Source organism: Stenotrophomonas sp. YJH_SMC_131 (assembly GCF_059367975.1).
Genome location: NZ_JCAFRJ010000002.1, coordinates 739,449 through 760,587 on the forward strand (window position 1 = coordinate 739,449; position 21,139 = coordinate 760,587).

Annotated in this window: 22 protein-coding genes; 9 read left to right on the plus strand and 13 right to left on the minus strand. The window is 67.6% G+C overall.

All coding sequences use genetic code 11. From position 1 onward, the window contains the following. Window positions 1-207: 207 nt before the first annotated feature. Both AC5P56_RS07175 and AC5P56_RS07180 read left to right on the plus strand, forming a co-directional pair. On the plus strand, window positions 208-981 hold the full coding sequence (locus AC5P56_RS07175) for an NAD kinase (RefSeq protein WP_032962058.1): 774 nt from the start codon (window positions 208-210) through the stop codon (window positions 979-981). Window positions 982-1,028: 47 nt separating this feature from the next. Continuing rightward, a complete protein-coding gene (locus AC5P56_RS07180; RefSeq protein ID WP_005410242.1) occupies window positions 1,029-1,973 on the plus strand; it encodes a 5'-nucleotidase in 945 nt (314 codons plus the stop codon). A 204-nt stretch (window positions 1,974-2,177) separates the two neighbouring features. Here the strand turns inward: AC5P56_RS07180 and AC5P56_RS07185 are convergent, their stop codons facing one another. The 12 genes from AC5P56_RS07185 to asnS form a co-directional block, all read right to left on the minus strand. Continuing rightward, window positions 2,178-2,729: a DUF2939 domain-containing protein gene (locus tag AC5P56_RS07185; protein WP_111207031.1), complete on the minus strand. Its 552-nt coding sequence runs from the start codon at window positions 2,727-2,729 to the stop codon at window positions 2,178-2,180. A gap of 42 nt (window positions 2,730-2,771) precedes the next feature. Continuing rightward, the gene (locus AC5P56_RS07190) at window positions 2,772-3,752 is read right to left on the minus strand and encodes an aldo/keto reductase (RefSeq protein WP_014647671.1); all 981 of its coding nucleotides are present in this window, start codon (window positions 3,750-3,752) and stop codon (window positions 2,772-2,774) included. Then, window positions 3,752-4,438 carry a DUF2461 domain-containing protein gene (locus tag AC5P56_RS07195; RefSeq protein WP_032962055.1) on the minus strand — a complete coding sequence of 229 codons (687 nt, stop codon included), beginning with the start codon at window positions 4,436-4,438 and terminating at the stop codon, window positions 3,752-3,754. Before AC5P56_RS07195 ends, AC5P56_RS07190 begins: the two co-directional genes overlap by 1 nt. Next, window positions 4,435-5,874 carry an exodeoxyribonuclease I gene (gene sbcB, locus AC5P56_RS07200; RefSeq protein WP_495227826.1) on the minus strand — a complete coding sequence of 480 codons (1,440 nt, stop codon included), beginning with the start codon at window positions 5,872-5,874 and terminating at the stop codon, window positions 4,435-4,437. Before sbcB ends, AC5P56_RS07195 begins: the two co-directional genes overlap by 4 nt. Further along, window positions 5,874-7,241 (minus strand): FAD-dependent oxidoreductase, encoded by a 1,368-nt coding sequence (locus AC5P56_RS07205; RefSeq protein WP_014647668.1) that lies wholly within the window; start codon window positions 7,239-7,241, stop codon window positions 5,874-5,876. Before AC5P56_RS07205 ends, sbcB begins: the two co-directional genes overlap by 1 nt. Before the next feature lie 31 nt (window positions 7,242-7,272). Further along, on the minus strand, window positions 7,273-8,547 hold the full coding sequence (gene kynU / locus AC5P56_RS07210) for a kynureninase (protein ID WP_014647667.1): 1,275 nt from the start codon (window positions 8,545-8,547) through the stop codon (window positions 7,273-7,275). Between the two features lie 203 nt (window positions 8,548-8,750). Next, window positions 8,751-9,272, minus strand: a complete 522-nt coding sequence (locus AC5P56_RS07215) for a 3-hydroxyanthranilate 3,4-dioxygenase (protein WP_041864228.1) — start codon at window positions 9,270-9,272, stop codon at window positions 8,751-8,753. Between the two features lie 19 nt (window positions 9,273-9,291). Continuing rightward, the gene (can, locus tag AC5P56_RS07220) at window positions 9,292-9,954 is read right to left on the minus strand and encodes a carbonate dehydratase (protein WP_010480460.1); all 663 of its coding nucleotides are present in this window, start codon (window positions 9,952-9,954) and stop codon (window positions 9,292-9,294) included. A 72-nt stretch (window positions 9,955-10,026) separates the two neighbouring features. Beyond that, window positions 10,027-10,665 (minus strand): FMN-binding negative transcriptional regulator, encoded by a 639-nt coding sequence (locus tag AC5P56_RS07225; protein WP_197606236.1) that lies wholly within the window; start codon window positions 10,663-10,665, stop codon window positions 10,027-10,029. Between the two features lie 7 nt (window positions 10,666-10,672). Beyond that, on the minus strand, window positions 10,673-10,987 hold the full coding sequence (locus AC5P56_RS07230) for a hypothetical protein (protein WP_006453002.1): 315 nt from the start codon (window positions 10,985-10,987) through the stop codon (window positions 10,673-10,675). Window positions 10,988-10,994: 7 nt separating this feature from the next. After that, on the minus strand, window positions 10,995-11,294 hold the full coding sequence (locus AC5P56_RS07235; protein ID WP_005410232.1) for a hypothetical protein: 300 nt from the start codon (window positions 11,292-11,294) through the stop codon (window positions 10,995-10,997). Between the two features lie 30 nt (window positions 11,295-11,324). Beyond that, the gene (asnS, locus tag AC5P56_RS07240; protein WP_111207034.1) at window positions 11,325-12,719 is read right to left on the minus strand and encodes an asparagine--tRNA ligase; all 1,395 of its coding nucleotides are present in this window, start codon (window positions 12,717-12,719) and stop codon (window positions 11,325-11,327) included. Window positions 12,720-12,847: 128 nt separating this feature from the next. Between asnS and AC5P56_RS07245 the strand changes: the two genes are divergently transcribed. The 7 genes from AC5P56_RS07245 (at window position 12,848) to zipA (ending at window position 19,791) form a co-directional block, all read left to right on the plus strand. Beyond that, window positions 12,848-13,186, plus strand: coding sequence for a HesB/IscA family protein (locus AC5P56_RS07245; protein WP_046431542.1), 339 nt, complete (start codon window positions 12,848-12,850; stop codon window positions 13,184-13,186). Window positions 13,187-13,280: 94 nt separating this feature from the next. Next, window positions 13,281-13,823: a CbrC family protein gene (locus AC5P56_RS07250; RefSeq protein ID WP_046431540.1), complete on the plus strand. Its 543-nt coding sequence runs from the start codon at window positions 13,281-13,283 to the stop codon at window positions 13,821-13,823. 186 nt (window positions 13,824-14,009) lie between these two features. Continuing rightward, on the plus strand, window positions 14,010-14,447 hold the full coding sequence (rpsF, locus tag AC5P56_RS07255) for a 30S ribosomal protein S6 (RefSeq protein ID WP_006452997.1): 438 nt from the start codon (window positions 14,010-14,012) through the stop codon (window positions 14,445-14,447). An 11-nt stretch (window positions 14,448-14,458) separates the two neighbouring features. Further along, window positions 14,459-14,689, plus strand: coding sequence for a 30S ribosomal protein S18 (gene rpsR, locus AC5P56_RS07260; RefSeq protein WP_002804494.1), 231 nt, complete (start codon window positions 14,459-14,461; stop codon window positions 14,687-14,689). Between the two features lie 105 nt (window positions 14,690-14,794). Further along, window positions 14,795-15,244: a 50S ribosomal protein L9 gene (gene rplI / locus AC5P56_RS07265; protein ID WP_014647660.1), complete on the plus strand. Its 450-nt coding sequence runs from the start codon at window positions 14,795-14,797 to the stop codon at window positions 15,242-15,244. Window positions 15,245-15,503: 259 nt separating this feature from the next. Then, window positions 15,504-19,007 (plus strand): chromosome segregation protein SMC, encoded by a 3,504-nt coding sequence (gene smc / locus AC5P56_RS07270; protein WP_142234957.1) that lies wholly within the window; start codon window positions 15,504-15,506, stop codon window positions 19,005-19,007. Window positions 19,008-19,053: 46 nt separating this feature from the next. Beyond that, the gene (zipA, locus tag AC5P56_RS07275) at window positions 19,054-19,791 is read left to right on the plus strand and encodes a cell division protein ZipA (RefSeq protein ID WP_014647658.1); all 738 of its coding nucleotides are present in this window, start codon (window positions 19,054-19,056) and stop codon (window positions 19,789-19,791) included. A 113-nt stretch (window positions 19,792-19,904) separates the two neighbouring features. On the opposite strand, the gene AC5P56_RS07280 is transcribed toward zipA, so the two are convergent. After that, window positions 19,905-21,029 (minus strand): pyridoxal phosphate-dependent aminotransferase, encoded by a 1,125-nt coding sequence (locus AC5P56_RS07280; protein WP_142234956.1) that lies wholly within the window; start codon window positions 21,027-21,029, stop codon window positions 19,905-19,907. Between the last annotated feature and the right edge of the window lie 110 nt (window positions 21,030-21,139).

Below are 21,139 nucleotides of genomic sequence, written 5' to 3' on the forward strand. Positions count from 1 at the left end.
GCGCCGTTGGCGCGCCCCCCTGACTCAGGGGGGCTCCTGATCTGCAGCAGTTGGAGGAACGGCCCCGCGAAAGCGGGGCCGTTCTGCATTGCCGGGTAGTGCCGGCCGCTGGCCGGCAACCGCATGGACCACAATCGGGTGCAGCTGCCGGCCAGCGGCCGGCACTACCGGGTATGCTCTTGCTGGCACACCCACCCGGATCCACCGATGAGCGACACCCCCCGCATCGCTTTCCTGGCCAGCGCCACCGAACCTGCACAGATGGCCCGCGCCGCGATGGTCTCGCGTTATGGCGATCACGCGCCGGAGCAGGCCGACGTGCTGTGTCCGCTGGGGGGCGACGGCTTCATGCTGCAGACCCTGCATCGGCATGGGCACCTGGGCAAGCCGGTGTTCGGCATGAAGCTGGGCACCGTCGGCTTCCTGATGAACCAGTACCGCGGCGACGACGACGTGCAGGCCCGCATTGCGCGTGCCGAACCGGCCAACCTGCGCCCGCTGGAAATGGTGGCGCTGACCGAGTCGGGCACCAGTACCGGTTCGCTGGCCTACAACGATGTCTCGCTGCTGCGCCAGACCCGGCAGGCCGCGCATATCGGCATCGACCTCAACGGCCAGGAACGCGTGGCCGAGCTGATCGGTGACGGCGTGCTGGTGGCCACCCCGGCGGGCAGCACCGCCTACAACTATTCCGCGCATGGCCCGGTATTGCCGCTGGGCTCGCACACCATCGCGCTGACGCCGTTGGCCCCGTACCGGCCGCGTCGCTGGCGCGGGGCGATCCTCAAGGCCGATACCGAGGTGCGCTTCCGCGTGCTCGATCCGTACAAGCGCCCGGTCAGCGTCACGGCGGATTCGCACGAGACCCGCGACGTGGTCGAGGTGACCATCCGCGAGTCGAAGGACCGCCGCGTGACCCTGCTGTTCGACCCGGAGCACAACCTGGAAGACAGGATCCTGAGCGAACAGTTCGTTTTTTGAGGACAATGGGCGGCCGGCCCCGCCGACCGCTTGAAGGACCCCCACCGATGGGCGACAACTCCCCCCGCTTGCTGACCGTCGCGGTGACCTCGCGCGCGCTGTTCGACCTCGAGGAAAGCCATGCGCTGTTCGAAAGTGATGGCGTGGCGGCCTACGCCGAATTCCAGCGCCAGCACGAGGACGATATCCTCGGCCCCGGCGTGGCCTTCCCGGTGGTGCGCAAGCTGCTGGCGCTGAACCAGGGCGCCAGCCCGGAGAACCCGCGGGTCGAGGTGATCCTGCTGTCGCGCAACTCGGCCGATACCGGCCTGCGCATCTTCAATTCGATCCAGCACTATGGGCTGGGCATCATCCGCGCGACCTTCACCGCCGGCGAGCCGACCTGGCCGTACGTGAAGCCGTTCGGTACCGACCTGTTCCTGTCGGCCAACCCCGAATCGGTGCGCAGCGCGCTGCGTCATGGCATCGCGGCGGCAACCATCCTGCCCAAGCCGCCGGGCGAGACCGCTGCGGCAGCCGCCGACCAGATCGATACTGGTCGCCCGGCCGGCCAGCTGCGCATCGCCTTCGATGGTGACGCGGTGATCTTCGGTGACGAGAGCGAGCGCATCTCGCGCGAGCAGGGCGTGGAAGCGTTTGGCCGCCACGAGCGCGAGCGCGCCCGCGAGCCGCTCAGCGGCGGTCCCTTCCGTGGCTTCCTGTCGGCCCTGCATACGCTGCAGGAAGTGTTCCCGGCCGGCGAGAGCGCGCCGATCCGTACCGCGCTCGTCACCGCGCGTTCGGCACCGGCGCATGAGCGGGTGATCCGCACCCTGCGCGAGTGGGGCGTGCGCCTGGACGAGGCACTGTTCCTGGGCGGCCGTCACAAGGGCCCGTTCCTGCAGGCCTTCGGTGCCGACATCTTCTTCGACGATTCGCAGCACAACATCGACAGCGCCCGCGAGCATGTGGCCGCCGGCCACGTGCCGCACGGCGTCGCCAACGAGGGGTAGGGCGGACTCGACCGGTAGGTGCCAACCGTTGGTTGGCACTGCCTAGGACCCATGCCCACCAAGGTGGGCATCTACCAGAGCCACATGCCCACCAAGGTGGGCATCTACCAGAGCCACATGCCCACCAAGGTGGGCATCTACCAGAGCCACATGCCCCGGTAGTTGCCAACCTTGGTTGGCGCTGCCGTCAGGCCACGGGTCCGATCAAGGGCTGCCCGACATTCCCAGCTGCAGGTCCACCACCTTCCAGCGCAGGCCCTGCGGCTCCAGCACCACCTTCAACGGTGGCTGGCCGGGGCCGCGATCGACGTCGATCACGAATCGGTCCAGTGCCTCGAAATGATGCTCGGCATGCTTCAGCGGCCGCGCCGGTTCGGTCGCACCGAAGGCATCGCCGCCCTGCAGTTCATTGCGGCCACGCTTCCACAGCACGTGGCCCTGCAGCATCGCGCCGATCCCGGTCGGGGTCACCATGGTCTCCACTGCGGCACCGCCAAGCTGGTCGCCCAGCCCATAGAGCAGGGCGCCGAACGGGCTGGATGCCACGTCGGGGCCGGCCTGGCGCACCAGGTAGTCGTTGAGCTGCGCACGCAGGCTGCTGCGCACGCGGGGGAAGTCGACGTAACGCTCCAGGCGGGCGGTGTCGCGCTGCTCGATGGCCCTGGACAGGCCATTGACGGTCATGTAGGGGCCGCCGAACCACCAGGCCGCGACGGCCAGGACCAGCAGCACAATGAGTGCGGTGAGTTTCTTCATGCCGACCAGACTGCCGCAATGGCGGCAGTGCCGGGTGAAGACTCAATGACTGGGCGAGCCACGGCCGTCACCGAAGGCATCGACCAGCTGTTGCCGTTCGGCCGGGGTCAGCGCTTCCAGCCGCGTCGCCAGCACCTCGTCGAGGCTGCGGGTACGGGTGGTGCCAAGGATGCCGCTGGCCACGCCGGGATGGCCCAGCGCATAGGCGAAGGCGGTCTGGGCCGGGCGTTGGCTGCGGATCGCGGCCACTGCCCGGCGCATCTGGCGGGCACTGCGCATCAGCTGCCGGCTGCTGGGCTTCAGCCAGGCGCGCGCCAGGTACCAGCCATCGGCCAGCCGTGGCAGGCGCGGGCGCGCGGGCAGCAGGTGGCCCTGCGCCAGCACGGTCCCGGCCAGCACGCCGATGCCCACCGCCTGCAACTGGTCGATCAGCGGTTCGCGGTCCTGCTGCAGGGCGTTGTAGTCCAGCAGCACCACATCGAAGGCGTCGGGATGGGCGATCATCCAGCGCAGGGTCGAGGCCGAGTGGGTGTTGATGCCGGTGTGCCGGATCAACCCGCGTTCGCGCAGGCGCTGCAGCGCGGCCAGCAGGTCGTCGTTGATGTCGTGCTCGCTGGCGCCATGCAACTGGTAGATGTCCAGGTGATCCAGGCCGAGATTGCGCAGCGAAGCCTCGCAGCTGGCGATGATGGCTGCCGGGGAGAAATTGCGTTGCTCGGCGCCGCTGACGCCGGCCTGGCCGGTCAGCGTGCCGCCTTTGCTGGAAATCACCAGCGCGTCGCGCGGGTATTGTTTCAGCAACGGGCGCAGGATGCGGCCCAGCCGCGGCTCGGCGTGGAAACCGGAGTAGTTGTGGCCGGTGTCCAACAGGTTCACGCCCTGTGCCAGTGCATGCTCGACCACGTTCGCGGCCGATTGTTCCGGGAATCGGCGATGCCCCCAGAAGCCGGAACAGCCCAGGCCCACCGGCGAAACCGCCAGGCCGGTGCGGCCCAGCGTGCGGCGTTGCTGTGCCAATGGCATCAGAATTCCAGGTCCAGCGCCGCGCACAGGTAGTCGACGAACGGGCCGAGCGCGGCCAGATCCTTGCCCAGCGTGGACAGCAGGCGCGGACCGGTCATGGTGGCGTCGTCCAGCGAGCGCCACATCACCCAGTTGCGGTGCTTGAGGTCGTCGATGAACTCGAAGTCGGCGGGGAAGCCACGCGGCGGACGCACCAGCTTTTCGCTCTCCTCGAAATCGAAGCGCTTGCGCAGGCCCGGTGCGTGCGCGGCGGCCTTCCAGCTGCCCGGGTTGTCGAGGATGAAGTGGCGCACGCGGCGCTGGGTTTCCGGTTCCGGATGCCACAGGCCGGCACCGACGAAGCTCTCGCCCGGCTGCAGGTGCACGTAGAACGAAGGCGCGGCTACTTCACGGCGGCGCTCATGGAACAGGCGTGCGCCCTGCCAGGTCTTGTACGGTGACTTGTCGTTGGAGAAGCGCGCGTCGCGGTGGATGCGGAACAGCGAGCCGCCGACGCCGCGCGTATCGGCACGGAAGTGTTCGCTGACCTCGGCCAGGGCCGGTTGCAGGTCGCCCAGCAGGCGCAGGAACGGCTGCCGTACGTGGTCTTCATACTGCTGGCGGTGGTCGTTGAACCAGGCCTTGTCGTTGTGCCGCGCCAGGCTGCGCAGGAACCTGAAACTGGCGTCCGAGAAGTAGGTGCTCACAGTGTCTCCTGCAGGTGCTGGCCCCAGTCGCGCAGCGATTGCAGCAGGGCCTGGCGCCGCGCATCGTCGGGCGCTTCGGCGGCCAGTGCATCGAGCTGCTGCCGGTACTGGGGCAGGTTGAGTTCGCCCAGCCCGCCGTCGCCGAGCAGGCGCTGGCGGCGGTAATCCTGCCAGCGCTGGCGTTCCGCCGGCGCGAGGCTGTCGGGGTGGTTGCGCGCGCGGTAGCGGAACAGCAGCTCCGGCAGGCGCGGGTCGCGGAAACGGCCTTCCAGCGCGGCCAGCTGCTCGGGCGCGGTGGTGCGTGCCAGCGCAAGCAGCGGTTTGTCGCCGTTGCCGAGGAAACCGTCGTACAGCGAGGCATCGACGTCGGCCACGGTGGCGACGCGGGGCTGGTTGTAGACCTGGCGCGCCTTCTCGGCCAGCTGCGGGGCGAACGCGCGCAGCCGTTCCACCTTGGCCTCGATCGCGGCCACGTCCAGGCCGAGGCGCGCGTGGTCATCGGCGCGCAGGTGGTTCCAGGCGATCAGCGCTGGCACCTTGTTCAGATGCACTTCCTTCAGCGGCACCCGCGCCACGCCTTCGGGCAGCTCGCTGGCGCGCAGGTAAAGGCGCTGTGCGATCACCTCGGCCGGCAGTTTCAGCAGGTCGTCGATCTCGCCTTCCAGGTCGAACACGATCACCCGGTTGTTGATGGTGGGGTGCACGGCCAGCGGGAGTACTGGCGCCGCGCACAGGCGACTGGCCGGGTAGCGCATGGAAATGTGCAGTACCGGCTTCATCGCGGCCACGTCCAGCAGGCCGCCGACGAAGCGCTTGTCACGCAGCTTCAGCGCGTACTCCCACAGGCGCGGCTGCGACTGCTTGAACAGGCGTGCCATGCCGATGGTGGCACGTACGTCGGACAGCGCTTCGTGCGCATCGCCCTCGCGCACGTTGTTGGCCTCGGCCAGGTGCTCGAGCTTGAACGAGGTGGCGCCGTCCTCGCGCAGCGGCCACTGGATGCCGTCCGGGCGCATCGCGCGCATCAGGCGCAGCATGTCCAGCAGGTCCCAGCGCGAATTGCCGTTGCGCCACTCGCGCTCGTACGGGTCGTGGAAATTGCGGAACAGCCCGTAGCGGACGAATTCATCGTCGAAGCGCAGCGTGTTGTAGCCCAGCGCGCAGGTGCCGGGGCGCGACAGCTGTTCGTTGATGCGGTCGAAGGCCTCGGCCTCGCTGATCCCCTCGGCCAGGGCCTGCTGCGGGGTGATGCCGGTAACCAGGGTCGCCATCGGTGAGGGCAGCAGGTCATCGGCCGGGCGCACGAAGAAGCTGACCGGCGTATCGATCTCGTTGAGGTCGGCATCGGTACGGATCGCGGCGTACTGCGAGATGCGCGTGCGCCGCGGGTCCTGGCCGAAGGTTTCCAGGTCGTAGAACAGGAAGCTGTCGGCCATCAGTGCGCGCCCTCCAGGACCGGCAGCTGCGCGTGGATCTGCGCTTCCAGCGCGGCCCAGTCGATGTTGTCCAGTGAATCGTGACCGGTGGTGGCGGCCACCAGCATGTCGCGTTGCAGTTCGGTGCGGCGCAGCGCCTCGGCGTAAGGTGTGTGCAGGAAGGTGACCATCGTGTAGTGCGGCACGAAGCGGGTCGGCCAGCGCCGCTGCAGTTCCTGCTCCAGTTCGCGCTGCAGCAGGAACGCAGGATCGGCGACACGGTCGCGCATCTCCAGGTAGTTCTCCAGCGCCATCTGCTGGATGGCACGTGCATTCGGCTTGCGCTCGGCTTCGAACGCGGCGAACGCGCCTTCCAGGTCATCCGCTTCCATCAGGTGGCGGGCCAGCGCAACGCAGTCCTCGAACGCGCAGTTCATGCCTTGGCCGTGGAACGGCACCATCGCATGCGCGGCATCGCCGATCAGTACGGCGCGACCGTGCTGGTGCCAGCGCTCCAGGGTGAGCGTGCCGAGCAGCCCCGGCGGGTGCTGTTCCCAGTCCGCGCGCAGGTTCGGGATCAGCGGCAGGGTGTCGGCGAACTCCCGTGCGAACAGCGCCTCGGCCTGCGCGCCGGTGTTGACCGTGGCGAAGCTGGGATCGCCCTGGTTGGGCAGGAACAGGGTGACGGTGAAGGTGCCTTCGTGGTTGGGCAGGGCGATGCACATGTAATGGCCGCGTGGCCAGATGTGCAGCGCATTGCGCTCGATGCGGAAGCTGCCGTCGGCGGCCGGAGGGATCTCCAGCTCCTTGTAGGAGTGGTCGAGGAAGGCGATGTCCTCGCCCAGCGGGGCACGGCGGTTCATCGCTGCGCGCAGGGCCGAACCGGCGCCGTCGGCACCGATCAGGGTGTCGAAGCGGATGTCGTGCGGGCTGTCGTCGCGGTCATCGATGAAACGCGCGTAACCGGCGTCGAAATCAACGGTGTGCAGGCGCCGATGGAAGTGCACGGTGGCGCCGGCCTGCTCGGCCAGTTCCAGCAACGTGGTGTTCAGATCGCTGCGGTGGATCGACCAGATCACTTCGCTGTCATCACGGCCATAGCGCTGCAGCTGCGGTTCGCCGTCGCGGGGGTGCACCATGCGGCCGCGCATCATCACCGCGCGTGCCATCACTTCGTCCTCCACACCCGCCTGGCGCAGCGCATTGCGCCCACGCTCGGCCAATGCCAGGTTGATCGAGCGGCCACTCTCGTAATCAGCCACGCGCGGATCACCGCGGCGTTCGTACAGGGTGATGCGCCAGCCTTGCCGCGACAGCAGGATGGCCAGCAGGGACCCGGCCAGGCCGGCACCGATAATGCTCAACGAGCGGGAAGCATGTGCGATCAACGAACTGTCCAGCAGCAGGGGAGGGACCGGCTCAAAGGCCGGCCCAGGCTTCCACTTCCTCGACGAAGTGGTGCACGTCCAGGTAGCGGTTGTAGAGCGGGGTGGGCGAGATGCGGATCACGTCGGGTTCGCGCCAGTCGCCGAGCACACCGATGCCGCGCAGGTGCTCGAACAGTGCGCGGCCACGCTCGCGGCCACCGATCACGCGCAGCGACAACTGGCAGCCGCGGCGCTGCGGATCGGCCGGGGTGATGATGTCCAGCACCTGCGGCAGGCGTGCGCGCACCAGCGCTTCGAGCATGCCGGTGAGCGCCAGCGATTTGCTGCGCAGCGCCTCCATGCCGGCGCGCTCGAACAGGTCCAGCGAGGCACGCAGCGGTGCCAGGCCGAGGATCGGTGGATTGCTCAGCTGCCAACCCTCGGCGCCGATGGCCGGGGTGAACTGCGGCGCCATCTGGAAACGGGTGGCTTCCTCATGGCCCCACCAGCCAGCAAAGCGCGGCAGGGTGGTATCGCGGTGGTGGCGCTCGTGCACGAAGGCGCCAGCCACTGCGCCCGGGCCGCTGTTGAGGTACTTGTAATGGCACCACACGGCGAAATCGGGGGCCACGTCATGCAGGCGCAGCGGCAGGTTGCCGACCGAGTGCGCCAGGTCGAAGCCGATGCGTGCGCCCTGCAGGCGGGCGGCGCGGGTGATCGCATCGAGGTCGAAGGCCTGGCCGGTGCGGTACTGCACGCCAGGCCACAGCACCAGCGCCAGGCGCGGGCCGTGTTCGGTCATGGCGCGCTCGATGGCGTTCAGTGAAATCGTGCCGTTGGCTTCGTCCGGCTGCACTTCCACCAGGCACTCGGCCGGGTCGAAGCCATGGAAGCGGATCTGGGCTTCCACCGCGTGGCGATCGGTCGGGAACGCGCCGGCTTCCATCAGGATCACCGGGCGCTGCGTGGTCGGCCGGTAGAAGCTGACCATCATCAGGTGCAGGTTTACGCTCAGCGTGTTCATCGCCACCACTTCGCTGGGCAGCGCGCCAACCACGCGGGCCAGCTGCGCGCTCACCAGGCGGTGGTAGGACAGCCATTGCGTCGGGCCGGTGAAGTGGCCTTCCACCGCCAGTTCGCCCCACTGCTTCATCACTTCCTGCACCGCTGCCTGCGCGCCGCGCGGCTGCAGGCCCAGCGAGTTGCCCACGAAGTAGGTCTGCTCGCCGCCCTCATGGCGCGGAATCAGGAATTCACTGCGCAGCGGGCGCAGCGGATCGGCGGCGTCCAGGGCGATGGCGTGGGTGCGGCTGAGCAGGTCGGACATGGTCGGGCAACAGGCTGCAACGGGACCGCCAGTGTAGCGCCTGGGGCATGGCCCGGTAGCAGCCGGCCCGGCACCAGCGCCGTGTGATCCGGTAGTCGCCAACCTTCGTTGGCGCACGTACAAGAAAGCGCCCACCAAGGTGGGCATCTACCAGGGCGGGAGCAAGCAAGCGCCCACCAAGGTGGGCGACTACCGTTCGGGACTCAGCCCACCGCCGGCACCGGCAGCGGATCCACGTGCCCGCACTGGCTGCAGGTACGCAGCTCCAGGCTGGCGTGGTAGCGCGCAAACACCTTGGGCAGGTCGGTCTCGATGTTCTGCAGCGGGAAGAACTCTTCGTGCAGCTTGTGGTTGCAGCGCTCGCAGTGCCAGATCACGCCGTCCATCTCGTGCGGCAGGCGCTTGCGCTCGACCACCAGGCCGATGCCACCGGGCGGGCGCCGCGGCGAGTGCGGAACCTTTGCCGGCAGCAGGAAGATCTCGCCGGCGCGGATCGGGATGTCGCGCACCGCGCCGTCTTCCTGCACCTTCAGCACCATCTCGCCTTCGAGCTGGTAGAACCACTCGGGGCCTTCGTCGTAGTGATAGTCGGTGCGCGAATTCGGCCCGCCGACCACCATCACGATGAAATCGCCGTTGTCGATCATCTTGTTGCCCACCGGCGGCTTCAGCAGGTGGCGGTTCTCTTCGATCCAGGCGTGCAGGTTGATCGGCGAAGCGAGCATGATGGTCATCCGTAAGGGATCAGTCGCGCTTGCCCTTGCGCGGGATGTAGGACAGGGCCTTTTCATATGCAGGCTGCAGCTCTTCCTGCGAACCGACGTCGATGCCCATCTCGCGCACGCGTCCGTCCTTCAGGCTGTAGACCCAGCCATGCACCATCAGCTTCTGGCCGCGGGCCCACGCATCCTGCACGATGGTCGAGCGGCACAGGTTGGCCACCTGCTCGATCACGTTCAGTTCGCACAGGCGCGCGTGCTTGAGCTCATCGGTCTCGATCGCATCGAGGATGCCAGTGTGCTTCTGCATCACGTCACCGACGTGGCGCAGCCAGTTGTCGGCCAGGCCGACGCGGGTGTTGTGCAGGCAGGCATGCACACCGCCGCAGCCGTAGTGGCCAACGATCAGGATGTGCTTCACCTTCAGCTGGTCCACCGCGTACTGCACCACGCTCAGGCAGTTCAGGTCGGTGTGCGCGACCACGTTGGCGACGTTGCGGTGCACGAACACTTCGCCCGGGGCCATGCCGATGATCTGGTTGGCCGGCACGCGCGAATCGGAGCAGCCGATCCACAGGTATTCCGGGTGCTGCTGCTTGGCCAGCTGGTGGAAGAACTCGGGGTCTTCCTTCTCGATCCGGTCGGCCCAGTCGCGGTTGTTCTGCAGCAGCTTGTGGATGTCTTTCATGTTCGGGTCCCTGGCGTGGGGTGGGGGAGCGCCGCAGCCGTCCGGCTGCGTCGTCGCGGGAATCTGCGGCGTTCAGTCGCTGCGGGCGGCCTGTTCGCGGTGCCAGCGCATCCACTGCGCCAACTCGGTGGAAGAGGGGGTGCCCAGCTGTTCCAGTTCGGCGATCACCGCACGCTGGTTGGCGTCGGGATGGTTCTGGCTCAGCTTGAGCTTCATCTGCACATGTTCGACCTGGAAACGGAAGCCGATGATGGCGCGCAGCTCCGGGCCATGTTCGGCACGCGTGGCATCGAACTGCCAGGCCTGGCCGACACTGGCTTCGAAGCGGTCGCTGATCGCGCCGACCAGCTCCGCCAGCGCACCGGCATCGTCGAAGGTCTGCAGCTGGCCACGCAGCTCGGCAGCAGCGTAGTTCCAGGTGGGTACCCGCGCGGCGGGCTCCTTGTCCGGATACCAGCTGGCGGAGACGTAACCGTGCGGTCCATCGACCAGCACCTTGGCCGCGCCGCTGTGGCGCGACTGCGGGTTGGCGCGGGCCCAGTGGCCGCGCAGTTCGATCTGGTCGCCGTCACGCCGGTACAGCACCGGCATCCGGGTCAGCTCCGGCAGGCCATCGCTGCCGGGGGTGAGCACGGTAACGAACGGGTCGCGCGCCAGCAGGCGGTCCAGCCAGTGCAGGTCGGTCTCGGCGAAGGCGCGCGGGGTGAACATGCAGGGGTCAGGCGCGCCCGCCGAGTGACTGGATCATGCGGCCACGCAGGCCCTCGTCGCTGTCGGCCTGCGGCGGCTGCACTTCGTGCAGGCTGAAGCCGCGCACCAGTGCGTCCTCCTCGTCCAGGCCGTCGTACTCGACGAACTCGGCGTCGAACAACTGCGAACGGGCGGTGTCTTCGCTGTCGTAGCTCAGCGTGTTGCCATCGCTGTCGAGCACTTCGGCAGTGCCGGCCGGGCGAACGCGCAGGCGCGCCCAGATGAGGGTGTTGCCGAGGCTGGCCAGCCACCAGCTGTCGCGCGAGGCGGTGATGTCATTCATGAGCGTATTACCAGAGCGAGGCCAGCCAGAGCAGGGCGGCCATGCCCAGTCCGGCCAGCAGGGTCAGCAGCGATACCCAGGCCGGTGTCGCCAGCCCGGACAGCGAGCGGTCCGGTTGCTGCCGATAGTCGCGTCGCAGCAGCCAGGCCAGGGCATCGGGCTTGAGGAAGGCGCCGCTGCCGAAGCGCGCGGCGAGCGCCGGATGGCGGTCGCGCACGTGCACCAGGGTCAGCGGCCAGAAGATCACGAAGGCACTGAACCCGGCCACTGCAACGCCGACGAAACAGAGGGCGAAGAACAGGGTCATGGGGGCGGTACCTCCGTGGTCGTGTGGGGCTTAGAAGTCCGCGCTGCCCGGCGCGCGCGGGTACGGGATCGCATCGCGGATGTTGGACAGCCCGCAGACGTACACCACCAGGCGTTCGAAGCCCAGGCCGAAGCCGGCGTGCGGCACCGAACCATAGCGGCGGAAATCGCGGTACCAGCTGTAGTGCTCGCGATCCAGGCCGAACTGGGCCATGCGCGCGTCCAGCACGTCCAGGCGCTCTTCGCGCTGGCTGCCGCCGATGATCTCGCCGATGCCCGGGGCCAGCACGTCCATCGCGGCAACGGTCTTGCCGTCGTCGTTCAGGCGCATGTAGAAGGCCTTGATGTGCTCCGGATAGTTGGTCACCACCACCGGGCGGCCGACGTGTTCCTCGGTCAGCCAGCGCTCGTGCTCGGTCTGCAGGTCCAGGCCCCATTCGACCGGGAAGTCGAACTTCCTGCCGGACTTCTGCAGCAGGCTGACCGCGTCGGTGTAGTCGATGCGCTCGAACGGTGCGTTGATGAAGTCTTCCAGCTTGGTGATCGCGTTCTTGTCCACGCGCTCGGCAATGAAGGCCAGGTCGTCGCTGCGTTCGTTCAGCACTGCGCGGAACAGGTACTTCAGGAACTCTTCGGCCAGGCGCGCGTCTTCGGCCAGGTCGGCGAAGGCGATTTCCGGCTCGATCATCCAGAACTCCGCCAGGTGGCGGGTGGTGTGGCTGTTCTCGGCGCGGAAGGTCGGGCCGAAGGTGTAGACCTTGCTCAGCGCCAGGCAGTAAGCCTCGACGTTCAGCTGGCCGGACACGGTCAGGAAGGTTTCCTTGCCGAAGAAGTCGCGGCTGAAATCGATCGCGCCCTTCTCGTCACGCGGCAGGTTCACCATGTCCAGGGTGGACACACGGAACATCTGCCCGGCGCCTTCGGCGTCGGAGGTGGTGATGATCGGGGTGCTGATCCAGTTGAAGCCGTTCTCGTGGAAGAAGCGGTGCACGGCCTGGGCCAGGCAGTTGCGGATGCGGGTGACCGCGCCGAACAGGTTGGTGCGCGGACGCAGGTGCGCCACTTCGCGCAGGAACTCCGGCGACATCGGCTTGGGCTGGATCGGGTAGGTGAGCGGGTCTTCGACCCAGCCGACCACGTCCAGCGTGCTGGCCTGGATCTCGAACGACTGGCCCTTGCCCTGCGACTTCACCAGCGTGCCGGTGGCGATGACCGAGCAGCCGCTGGTCAGGCGCTTGATCTCATCGAAGTTGGCCAGGCTGTCGCCGGCCACGACCTGGATCGGGGCGAAGCAGGAGCCGTCGCTCACATTCACGAAGGCCAGATTCGCGGAACCGCGCACCGTGCGCACCCATCCGCGTACCGTGACTTCGCCGCCTTCCGGGATCTTCCCGGCAAGCGCATGTTCAACGCTGACCACCGTCATGACTTGAATCCTCTGCTGATCGACTCGATCTGTGAACACGGGAGTTTACCGGTTGCAGCGTTCTGCTTGCGAGGCATTTTTCGTGGCAACGGCTCCTTATAATGTCCCCGTACCTCTGGAGTAGCCCCATGGCCGTCAGCCTGACCCCCATTGCCTTCGAGCGCGTGCAGCGCTTCGTCGCCCAGACCCCCGGCGCGCTGGGCCTGCGTTTCGGCGTGACCAAGACCGGCTGCTCAGGCTGGGGCCACGTGACCGACCTGGCCCGCGAAGAGCGCGAGGGCGACACGGTGTTCGAGCAGGAGGGCGTGAAGATCTACGTCGACGCCAAGAGCCTGGCCCTGGTGGACGGCACCGTGATCGACTTCGGCAAGCACGGCCTGAGCGAGACCTTCACGTTCAGCAACCCGAACGCCACCGCCGAGTGTGGCTGCGGCGAGAGCTTCACCACCGACGCCGACAAGGCCTGAGGGCCCGCCACCGGGCATGGCCCGGCGCTGACCAGGCGCGCTCTGGTGGGCGCCGACCTTGGTCGGCACGCTGGGCTCGGCAGGGATCCCACGGATGGAACGACCGCTTTTCACCTATCACCCCAACGCCTACGAGCTCTCCTTCGAAGAGGTCGAGGGGATCTGCGACTGCTGCGGCCAGGCGCGCGCACTGCGCTATCGCGGACCGTTCTACACCCGCCTGCGCCCGGATTACCTGTGCCCCTGGTGTATCGCCGATGGCAGGGCTGCGGCCAGTTACGAGGGGGAGTTCACCGGCTGGAGCGATATCGAGGGGGTATCCCCGGATCCGGCTGATCCGCCGCCGACCATCGCCCGTGAGCTGCTGCTGGAGGTCTGCGAGCGCACCCCGGGCTACTCCTCCTGGCAGCAATCGGTCTGGTTGAGCCATTGCGAACGGCCCTGCGCCTTCCTCGGCTACGCCGGCAGCGACGATCTGCTGCCGATCCTCGACCAGGTCCGGCCGGACGTGGCGGCGGTCAATCCGCGCGACGCCGACTGGGTGCTGGAGCATCTGAGCCGGGACGGGATGATGGTCGGCTGCCTGTTCCAATGCCTGGAATGCGGCCAGCATCGTCTTCACGTCGATCTGGAATGAGCACGTGCCGGACATGGGCCGGCGCTCCCGTTCAGGTTGCCCGGTCTGCGCCCGGTTGCCCGGTGGCGCCGCTTGCCGCATAATGCGCGGCTTCCTGCCTCCCCGGCGGGAATCCTTGCCCCACCGCGGTCTCAACGGCGGGGGGCTGTCCGGCCGCAAGGCCACATCCGAAAGGTAGAAAAAAACATGAGTCGTCATTACGAAATCGTGTTCATGGTCCACCCGGACCAGAGCGAGCAGGTCCCGGCCATGATCGAGCGCTACAAGTCGCTGGTCGAGAACGGCAACGGCACCATCCACCGTCTGGAAGACTGGGGCCGCCGCCAGCTGGCGTACCCGATCCAGAACCTGGTGAAGGCCCACTACGTGCTGATGAACATCGAAGCCGACCAGGCCGTTCTGAACGAACTGACCGAAAGCTTCCGCTTCAACGACGCCGTGCTGCGCAACCTGGTCATCAAGCGTGACGAGGCTGACACCGAGCAGTCGCTGATCATGAAGAGCAAGGACGAGAAGGGTGACAAGCCGGAGCGCGGTGAGCGCCGTCGTCGTGACGACGAAGAAGGCGAGTCCACCACCACCGCTGACAACGAAGCCGGCGACGACGCCGCTTCCGCCGCCTAAGGAGCCTTCCCATGTCCAAGTTCTTCCGTCGCCGCAAGTTCTGCAAGTTCACGGCTGAAGGTGTGAAGGAGATCGACTACAAGGATCTCAACACCCTGCGCCAGTACCTGACCGAGAACGGCAAGATCGTGCCGAGCCGCGTCACCGGTACCAAGTCGAAGTACCAGCGCCAGCTGGCGACCGCCGTCAAGCGCGCTCGCTTCCTGGCCCTGATCCCGTACACCGACAACCACGACGTCTGATGCCCGGCGGGGCGGCCCGGTGCCGCCGCCGCTGTGCCAGCTATTCGGACAGCCTTTGTTGCGGGGCATCGCCTCGCTAACGAATAACTCATCTGGAGCAATACCATGCAGCTGATCCTCCTGCAGAAAGTCACCAACCTCGGCAACCTGGGCGACCTGGTCGACGTGAAGCCGGGCTACGGCCGTAACTTCCTCGTGCCGCAGGGCAAGGCCGTTCCGGCCACCGAGAGCAACAAGGCCGAGTTCGAAGCCAAGCGCGCCGAATACGAAGCCAAGGCCCAGGCCATCCACGCCGACGCTGACGCCCGCAAGGCCAAGCTGGACGGCGCGAGCGTGACCATCCCGGCCAACGCTTCGACCGAAGGCAAGCTGTACGGCTCGGTCGGCGCCCGCGAAATCGCCGATGCCTTCACCGCTGCCGGCCTGCCGGTCAGCAAGAGCGAAGTCATCCTGGGCGAAGGCGCCTTCCGCAACATCGGCGAGTACGACGTGCTGATCCACCTGCACGCCGACGTCGAGACCACCGTCAAGGTCGTCGTCGTCGCCGAAGCCTGATCCCACGCCGCAAGGCCTGGCATCACCGCAGAACGGGCGCCCGCAAGGGTGCCCGTTTTGTTTTATGGCTCCGTTTCGTGGCGTGCGGCCACGTCCGGCCGACGGGGTGGGGCTGGACAATGTTCCACGCCCATTCGTAGAACACGGCCACATCGGTATACTCAGGGCGTCACACCCGTTCCACGGGCATCGATCCCAGCAGGATCAATGACTTGGAGGGTAAACGCAGGCCGCTTGCCGGCCCCAGTCCGGAACCCCTATGCGTCTTTCCACGATCAAGCTGTCCGGCTTCAAGTCGTTCGTCGATCCGACCACCCTGCACCTGCCGACCAACATGACCGGCGTGGTGGGCCCCAATGGCTGCGGCAAGTCGAACATCATCGATGCCGTGCGCTGGGTCATGGGCGAGAGTTCGGCCAGCCGCCTGCGTGGCGACTCGCTGACCGACGTGATCTTCTCCGGGTCCAATGCCCGCAAGCCGGTCTCGCAGGCTACCGTCGAGCTGATCTTCGACAACTCCGACCACACGATCTCCGGCGAATACGCCTCGTTCAACGAAATCTCGGTCAAGCGCACGGTCAGCCGCGACGGCACCAGCAACTATTACCTCAACGGCACCAAGTGCCGCCGCCGCGACATCACCGACCTGTTCCTCGGCACCGGCCTGGGCCCGCGCAGCTACTCGATCATCGAGCAGGGCATGATCAGCCAGATCATCGAAGCGCGCCCGGAAGACCTGCGCGTGTACCTGGAAGAGGCAGCCGGCATCTCCAAGTACAAGGAGCGCCGCAAGGAGACCGAGACCCGCATCCGCCACACCCGCGAGAACCTGGACCGGCTGGGCGACCTGCGCGACGAGATCAGCAAGCAGCTCGAACACCTCAAGCGCCAGGCCAGGCAGGCCGAGCAGTACCAGGCCCTGCAGGAAGAGCGCCGGGTCAAGGATGCCGAGTGGAAGGCGCTGGAATTCCGTGGTCTCGACGGTCGCCTGTCGAAGCTGCGCGAAGGCCTGTCGCAGGAAGAGACCAAGCTGCAGCAGCTGATCGCCGACCAGCGTGATGCCGAGGCCCGCATCGAGACCTCGCGCGCGCGGCGCGAAGAGGCCGCCGACGCGCTCAACACCGCGCAGGCCGCGGTCTACCAGGTCGGAAGCACGCTGGCGCGCCTGGAACAGCAGATCCAGCACCAGCGCGAGCTGTCGCAGCGCCTGCACAAGGCGCGCGATGAAACCCAGCAGGCCCTGGCCGAACTGGGCCAGCACATCAGCGGCGACGAGGCCAAACTGAGGGTGCTGCGCGAGGCAGTGGAGGCCGCCACCCCGCAGCTGGAAGCGCTGCAGGAAGAGAACGAGATCAAGCAGGAAAGCCTGCGCGAGGCCGAAGACCGGCTGGCCAGTTGGCAGCAGCGCTGGGAGCAGCACACCTCGCAGAGTTCGGAGGCGTCGCGCGCCGGTGATGTCGAGCGCACGCGCGTGGACTACCTGGACAAGCAGATCCTCGACGCCGACCGGCGTCGCGAGGCCCTGGCCGCCGAGCGCGCCGGGCTGGACGTGGATGCGCTGGAAGAAGCCTTCGAGCAGCTGCACCTGCAGCACGACACGCAGAAGGCCGCGCTGGATGAACTGAGCGAAGACGTCGAGCTGCGCAAGCAGGGCGTGGCGGCCGTGCAGGAACAGCAGCGCAATGGCCAGAACGAACTGGCCGAACTGCGCAAGCAGGCCAACGGCCTGCGCGGTCGCCTGGCCTCGCTGGAAACCCTGCAGCAGGCCGCGCTGGGCCAGGAGCAGGGCGCGGCCGTCGCGTGGCTGAAGGCGCGCGGGCTGGATTCGGCGGCACGTGTCGGCGAACGCCTGGACGTCGATGCCGGTTGGGAAAACGCGGTGGAAAGTGCGCTCGGCCAGCTGATCGAAGGCGTGCTGGTCGATGACCCGGGCAGCCTGGTCAACGCCCTCGGCGAACTCGGCGACGGCCACATTGCGCTGGTCGCCAGCGCGGATGCCGAGGTCAAGGCTGCACCGACGTCGCTGGCCGCACGCGTGCGTGGCCCGGCGGCGATCCGTCGCCTGCTGGCGCACCTGCATGGTGCCAAGGACCTGTCCGAGGCGAAGGCCCTGCAGGCCAGCCTTCCGGAAGGCGATTCGATCATCACCCAGAGCGGCGAGCGCCTGGGCCAGGGCTGGCTGCGCGTGTCGCGCTCCGGTGCAGCCCAGCAGGGCGCTCTGCTGCGCGAACGCGAGATCAACGAGCTGCGCGAGCAGATCGAGCAGCTGCAGGACCGCGAGGCCGAGCTGGAAGAACAGCTGGCCGGTTTCCGCGAGCAGCTGCAGGCGGCTGAACAGCAGCGCGAAGACGCGCAGCGTGCGCTGTACCAGGCCCATCGCGCGGTGTCCGAGCTGGCTGGCCAGCTGCAGGGCCAGCAGGGCAAGGTAGAGGCTGCACGCACGCGCATCGACCGCATCGAAGGCGAGCTGAAGCAACTGCAGGAAACGATTGAAGCCAACAACGCGCAGGCGCGCGAAGCGCGCTCGCGGTTGGAGAACGCGGTCAGCAGCATGGGTGACCTGGAGTCGACCCGGCAGCGGCTGGAGGGCGAGCGCCGCCAGCTGACCGAGGCGCGCGACCTGGCCCGCGATGCTGCCCGTGCAGTGCGCGAGCGCTCGCATTCGCTGGCCCTGACCCTGGAATCGCAGCGTGCGCAGCTGGCCTCGTTGAGCCAGGCGCTGGAGCGCATGGGCACCCAGCGCGGGCAGCTGGATTCGCGGCTGGGCGAGCTGCATTCACAGCTGGACGAAGGTGATTCGCCGGTCGAAGCGCTGCAGGCCGAACACCAGAACGCGCTGGAAGAGCGCGTGCGCGCCGATCGCGTGCTGACCGAGGCGCGGACGCTGCTGGACGGCATCGACGCCGAGCTGCGCAACTACGAGCAGACCCGCCACCAGCGCGACGAACAGGCGCTGGCCCAGCGCGAGCGTATTTCGCAGCGCAAGCTGGACCAGCAGGCGCTGGTGCTGAGCGCGGACACCCTGCAGGGCGCGGTGGAGAAGGCCGGCTTCGTGCTGCAGGACGTGCTCAACGCACTGCCCGAGGATGCGCGCCTGGGCGACTGGGAGCAGGCCGTGCATCAGATCGACGCACGCATGCGCCGGCTGGAGCCGGTCAACCTGGCCGCCATCCACGAGTACGGCGAGGCTTCGCAGCGCTCGGATTACCTGGATTCGCAGCACACCGACCTGACTACGGCGCTGGAAACCCTCGAGGATGCCATCCGCAAGATCGACCGCGAGACCCGCGGCCGTTTCAAGGACACCTTCGACCGCGTCAATGCTGGCGTGCAGGCGCTGTACCCGCGCCTGTTCGGTGGCGGCCACGCCTACCTGGAGCTGACCGGTGAAGACCTGCTCGACACCGGTGTGACCATCATGGCGCGCCCGCCGGGCAAGCGCGTGTCCAGCATCTCGCTGCTGTCCGGCGGCGAGAAGGCGATGACGGCAGTGGCGCTGGTGTTCGCCATCTTCCAGCTGAACCCCGCGCCGTTCTGCCTGCTGGACGAGGTGGACGCGCCGCTGGACGAAGCCAACGTCGGCCGGTTGGCCAACATGGTCAAGGAAATGAGCGAGAAGGTGCAGTTCCTGTTCGTCAGCCACAACAAGGCGACGATGGAGGCCGCGCACCAGCTCTCGGGCGTGACCATGCGCGAACCGGGCGTCAGCCGCCTGGTCAGCGTGGACCTGGAAGAAGCCGCGCGATTGGCGGGCGCGGCCTGACGTGCCATCCTAGTTACCTGAATGAACTAGCCGGAGAACCTATCGAATGTCCGACACGGCACTGTTGCGCATCGGCATCCTGGCCGCCGGCCTGCTGTTGATCGCCGCGATCTTCCTGTTTGGCCGTCCGAAGAAGAAGCCCCAGGGACGCCGCGTGGAAAGCGCGGAACCGGCCAGCGGCGAGCGCCGCGAACCGGTATTGGGCGAGGACGGCGTTGTCGTGGCCGATGGCCGCGTCGAACCGGGCATGGGCACGGAAGGCGAACAGGCCGAACTCGGCCTGGGCGATACCGACCCGGGCGCCAGCGATCTCGGCAAGCGCGCCACCCAGGATTTCGACAAGATCGTTTCGCTGTTCGTGGCCGCCCGTGCCGGCGAGCAGCTGCGCGGCGAAGACATCGTGGTAGCGGCGGAGAAGACCGGCCTGGTGTTCGGCCACATGAACGTGTTCCACCGTCTGGTGGAAGGCCATCCCGAGCGCGGGCCGATCTTCTCGATGGCCAGCATCATGAAGCCAGGCAGCTTCGACATGGCCAACATCCGTGCCATGGAAACCCCGGCCATCGCCTTCTTCCTGACCCTGCCGGCGCCGCTGACCGCGCTGGATGCCTGGGAGAAGATGCTGCCGACGGTGCAGCGCATGGCCGAACTGCTGGATGGCGTGGTGCTGGATGACAGCCGCAACGCCCTGGGTCGCCAGCGCATCGCGCACATCCGTGACGAGCTGCGCGCCTACGACCGCCAGCACCAGGCGCCGCCGCTGACCAAGACCCCGCGCTGGTGAGCGCCATGGCGTGCCGACCAACGGTCGGCACCCACCCCGACCAACGGTCGGCACCCACCCCGACCAACGGTCGGCACCCACAACAGTAGATCCACGCAATGCGTGGATGGGGTCTACGCCGGTACGCCGGCCACCTTGGCAAACGCGCGGCGGAACGCGGCCATCTCGTCCTCGCTGCCGACGGTCACGCGCACGTGCTGCGGCCAGATCGGCCAGCTGCGCCCGATCACCACACCGTTGTCGGCCATCGTCTTGGCGAACGTGCTGCCGTCGCGTTGCACGTCGACCACGAAGCAGTTCGCTTCCGACGGCAGGCAGCTGAAACCACGCTTGCCCAGCCATGCGATGGTGGCCTGGCGCACCTTGGCGTTCTGCAGGCGACGCTGCGGAATCAGCTGCGGATCCTGCAGGCTGGCCAGCGCCGCCGCCAGCGCGGGCACCGGTAGCGGGTTGTCGCCGGGGCTGGCCAGCTCGCGCAGACGCTCGGGATGTGCAGCCGCCAGGCCCAGGCGCAGGCCGGCCATGCCGTACAGCTTGGAGAATGTACGCAGTACGATCAGATCGTCGCGCTGCGCCACCTGCGCGATCAGGCTGGGCTGCTCGCTGTATTGCAGGTAGGCCTCGTCGACCAGCACGCGGGTGGAAGCAGGCTTGTGGGCCAGCAGCCAGGCGAGCTCATCCGGTGGGCTGATCGAACCGGTCGGGTTGTTCGGATTGCACACGTACAGCAGCCCGGTCGGGCGCGCATGCGCGGCTGCGACCATCGCACGCAGGTCGTGTGCGCCGTCATTGCGCAGCGGCACCTTCTGCACGTGTGCACCATGTGCGGCAGCGACCTCGCCCAGGGTCTCGAAGGTGGGGTCGGCCACCACCAGTCCCGCCTGCGGGCCGGTCCACAACGTGGCGGCGCGGTTCAACGGTTCGCTGGAGCCGGGATAGAGGCGCACATGGTCGGCCGGGATACGGGCCTGCTCGATGAAGGCATCGCGTACCTGTGCCGCCAGGGCGAAGCGGTAGCGGCCGCAGCTGGCGATGCTGTCGCGCGCCGCCTGCTGGGCAGCGGGGGAGGGGCCGTAGGGGCATTCGTTGAAGTTCAGGAGTACCGCGCCTTCGGCAGGGGCCGCACCGACGGTGGCCGCGGATTGGGCCTGGCCACGCAGCGGCAGGCCGCTGCCGGCGACGGCAAGGCTGGCACCGGCCAGCTGCAGGAAGCGTCTACGGGAGTCAGGTAGGGTCATGGGCAGGATTCCGATGGGGCCGTCGCACGCTAGCGCCGGCGTGAGCGGGCGGCAAGGTGCTTTTTGTGGCGTCGAGCCATGCTCGACTACAGACGTGCCAACCAAGGTTG

Bases quoted from the DNA above. Each gene is read 5' to 3' on its own strand.
- AC5P56_RS07215 (WP_041864228.1), bottom strand. From the start codon at position 9,272: ATGCTCGCTTCGCCGATCAACCTGCACGCCTGGATCGAAGAGAACCGC.
- rpsF (WP_006452997.1), top strand. From the start codon at position 14,010: ATGAGTCGTCATTACGAAATCGTGTTCATGGTCCACCCGGACCAGAGC.
- AC5P56_RS07230 (WP_006453002.1), bottom strand. From the start codon at position 10,987: ATGAATGACATCACCGCCTCGCGCGACAGCTGGTGGCTGGCCAGCCTC.
- asnS (WP_111207034.1), bottom strand. From the start codon at position 12,719: ATGACGGTGGTCAGCGTTGAACATGCGCTTGCCGGGAAGATCCCGGAA.
- AC5P56_RS07235 (WP_005410232.1), bottom strand. From the start codon at position 11,294: ATGACCCTGTTCTTCGCCCTCTGTTTCGTCGGCGTTGCAGTGGCCGGG.
- AC5P56_RS07250 (WP_046431540.1), top strand. From the start codon at position 13,281: ATGGAACGACCGCTTTTCACCTATCACCCCAACGCCTACGAGCTCTCC.
- can (WP_010480460.1), bottom strand. From the start codon at position 9,954: ATGAAAGACATCCACAAGCTGCTGCAGAACAACCGCGACTGGGCCGAC.
- zipA (WP_014647658.1), top strand. From the start codon at position 19,054: ATGTCCGACACGGCACTGTTGCGCATCGGCATCCTGGCCGCCGGCCTG.
- rpsR (WP_002804494.1), top strand. From the start codon at position 14,459: ATGTCCAAGTTCTTCCGTCGCCGCAAGTTCTGCAAGTTCACGGCTGAA.
- AC5P56_RS07225 (WP_197606236.1), bottom strand. From the start codon at position 10,665: ATGTTCACCCCGCGCGCCTTCGCCGAGACCGACCTGCACTGGCTGGAC.
- sbcB (WP_495227826.1), bottom strand. From the start codon at position 5,874: ATGGCCGACAGCTTCCTGTTCTACGACCTGGAAACCTTCGGCCAGGAC.
- kynU (WP_014647667.1), bottom strand. From the start codon at position 8,547: ATGTCCGACCTGCTCAGCCGCACCCACGCCATCGCCCTGGACGCCGCC.
- AC5P56_RS07185 (WP_111207031.1), bottom strand. From the start codon at position 2,729: ATGAAGAAACTCACCGCACTCATTGTGCTGCTGGTCCTGGCCGTCGCG.
- rplI (WP_014647660.1), top strand. From the start codon at position 14,795: ATGCAGCTGATCCTCCTGCAGAAAGTCACCAACCTCGGCAACCTGGGC.
- AC5P56_RS07180 (WP_005410242.1), top strand. From the start codon at position 1,029: ATGGGCGACAACTCCCCCCGCTTGCTGACCGTCGCGGTGACCTCGCGC.
- smc (WP_142234957.1), top strand. From the start codon at position 15,504: ATGCGTCTTTCCACGATCAAGCTGTCCGGCTTCAAGTCGTTCGTCGAT.
- AC5P56_RS07175 (WP_032962058.1), top strand. From the start codon at position 208: ATGAGCGACACCCCCCGCATCGCTTTCCTGGCCAGCGCCACCGAACCT.
- AC5P56_RS07190 (WP_014647671.1), bottom strand. From the start codon at position 3,752: ATGCCATTGGCACAGCAACGCCGCACGCTGGGCCGCACCGGCCTGGCG.
- AC5P56_RS07245 (WP_046431542.1), top strand. From the start codon at position 12,848: ATGGCCGTCAGCCTGACCCCCATTGCCTTCGAGCGCGTGCAGCGCTTC.
- AC5P56_RS07280 (WP_142234956.1), bottom strand. From the start codon at position 21,029: ATGACCCTACCTGACTCCCGTAGACGCTTCCTGCAGCTGGCCGGTGCC.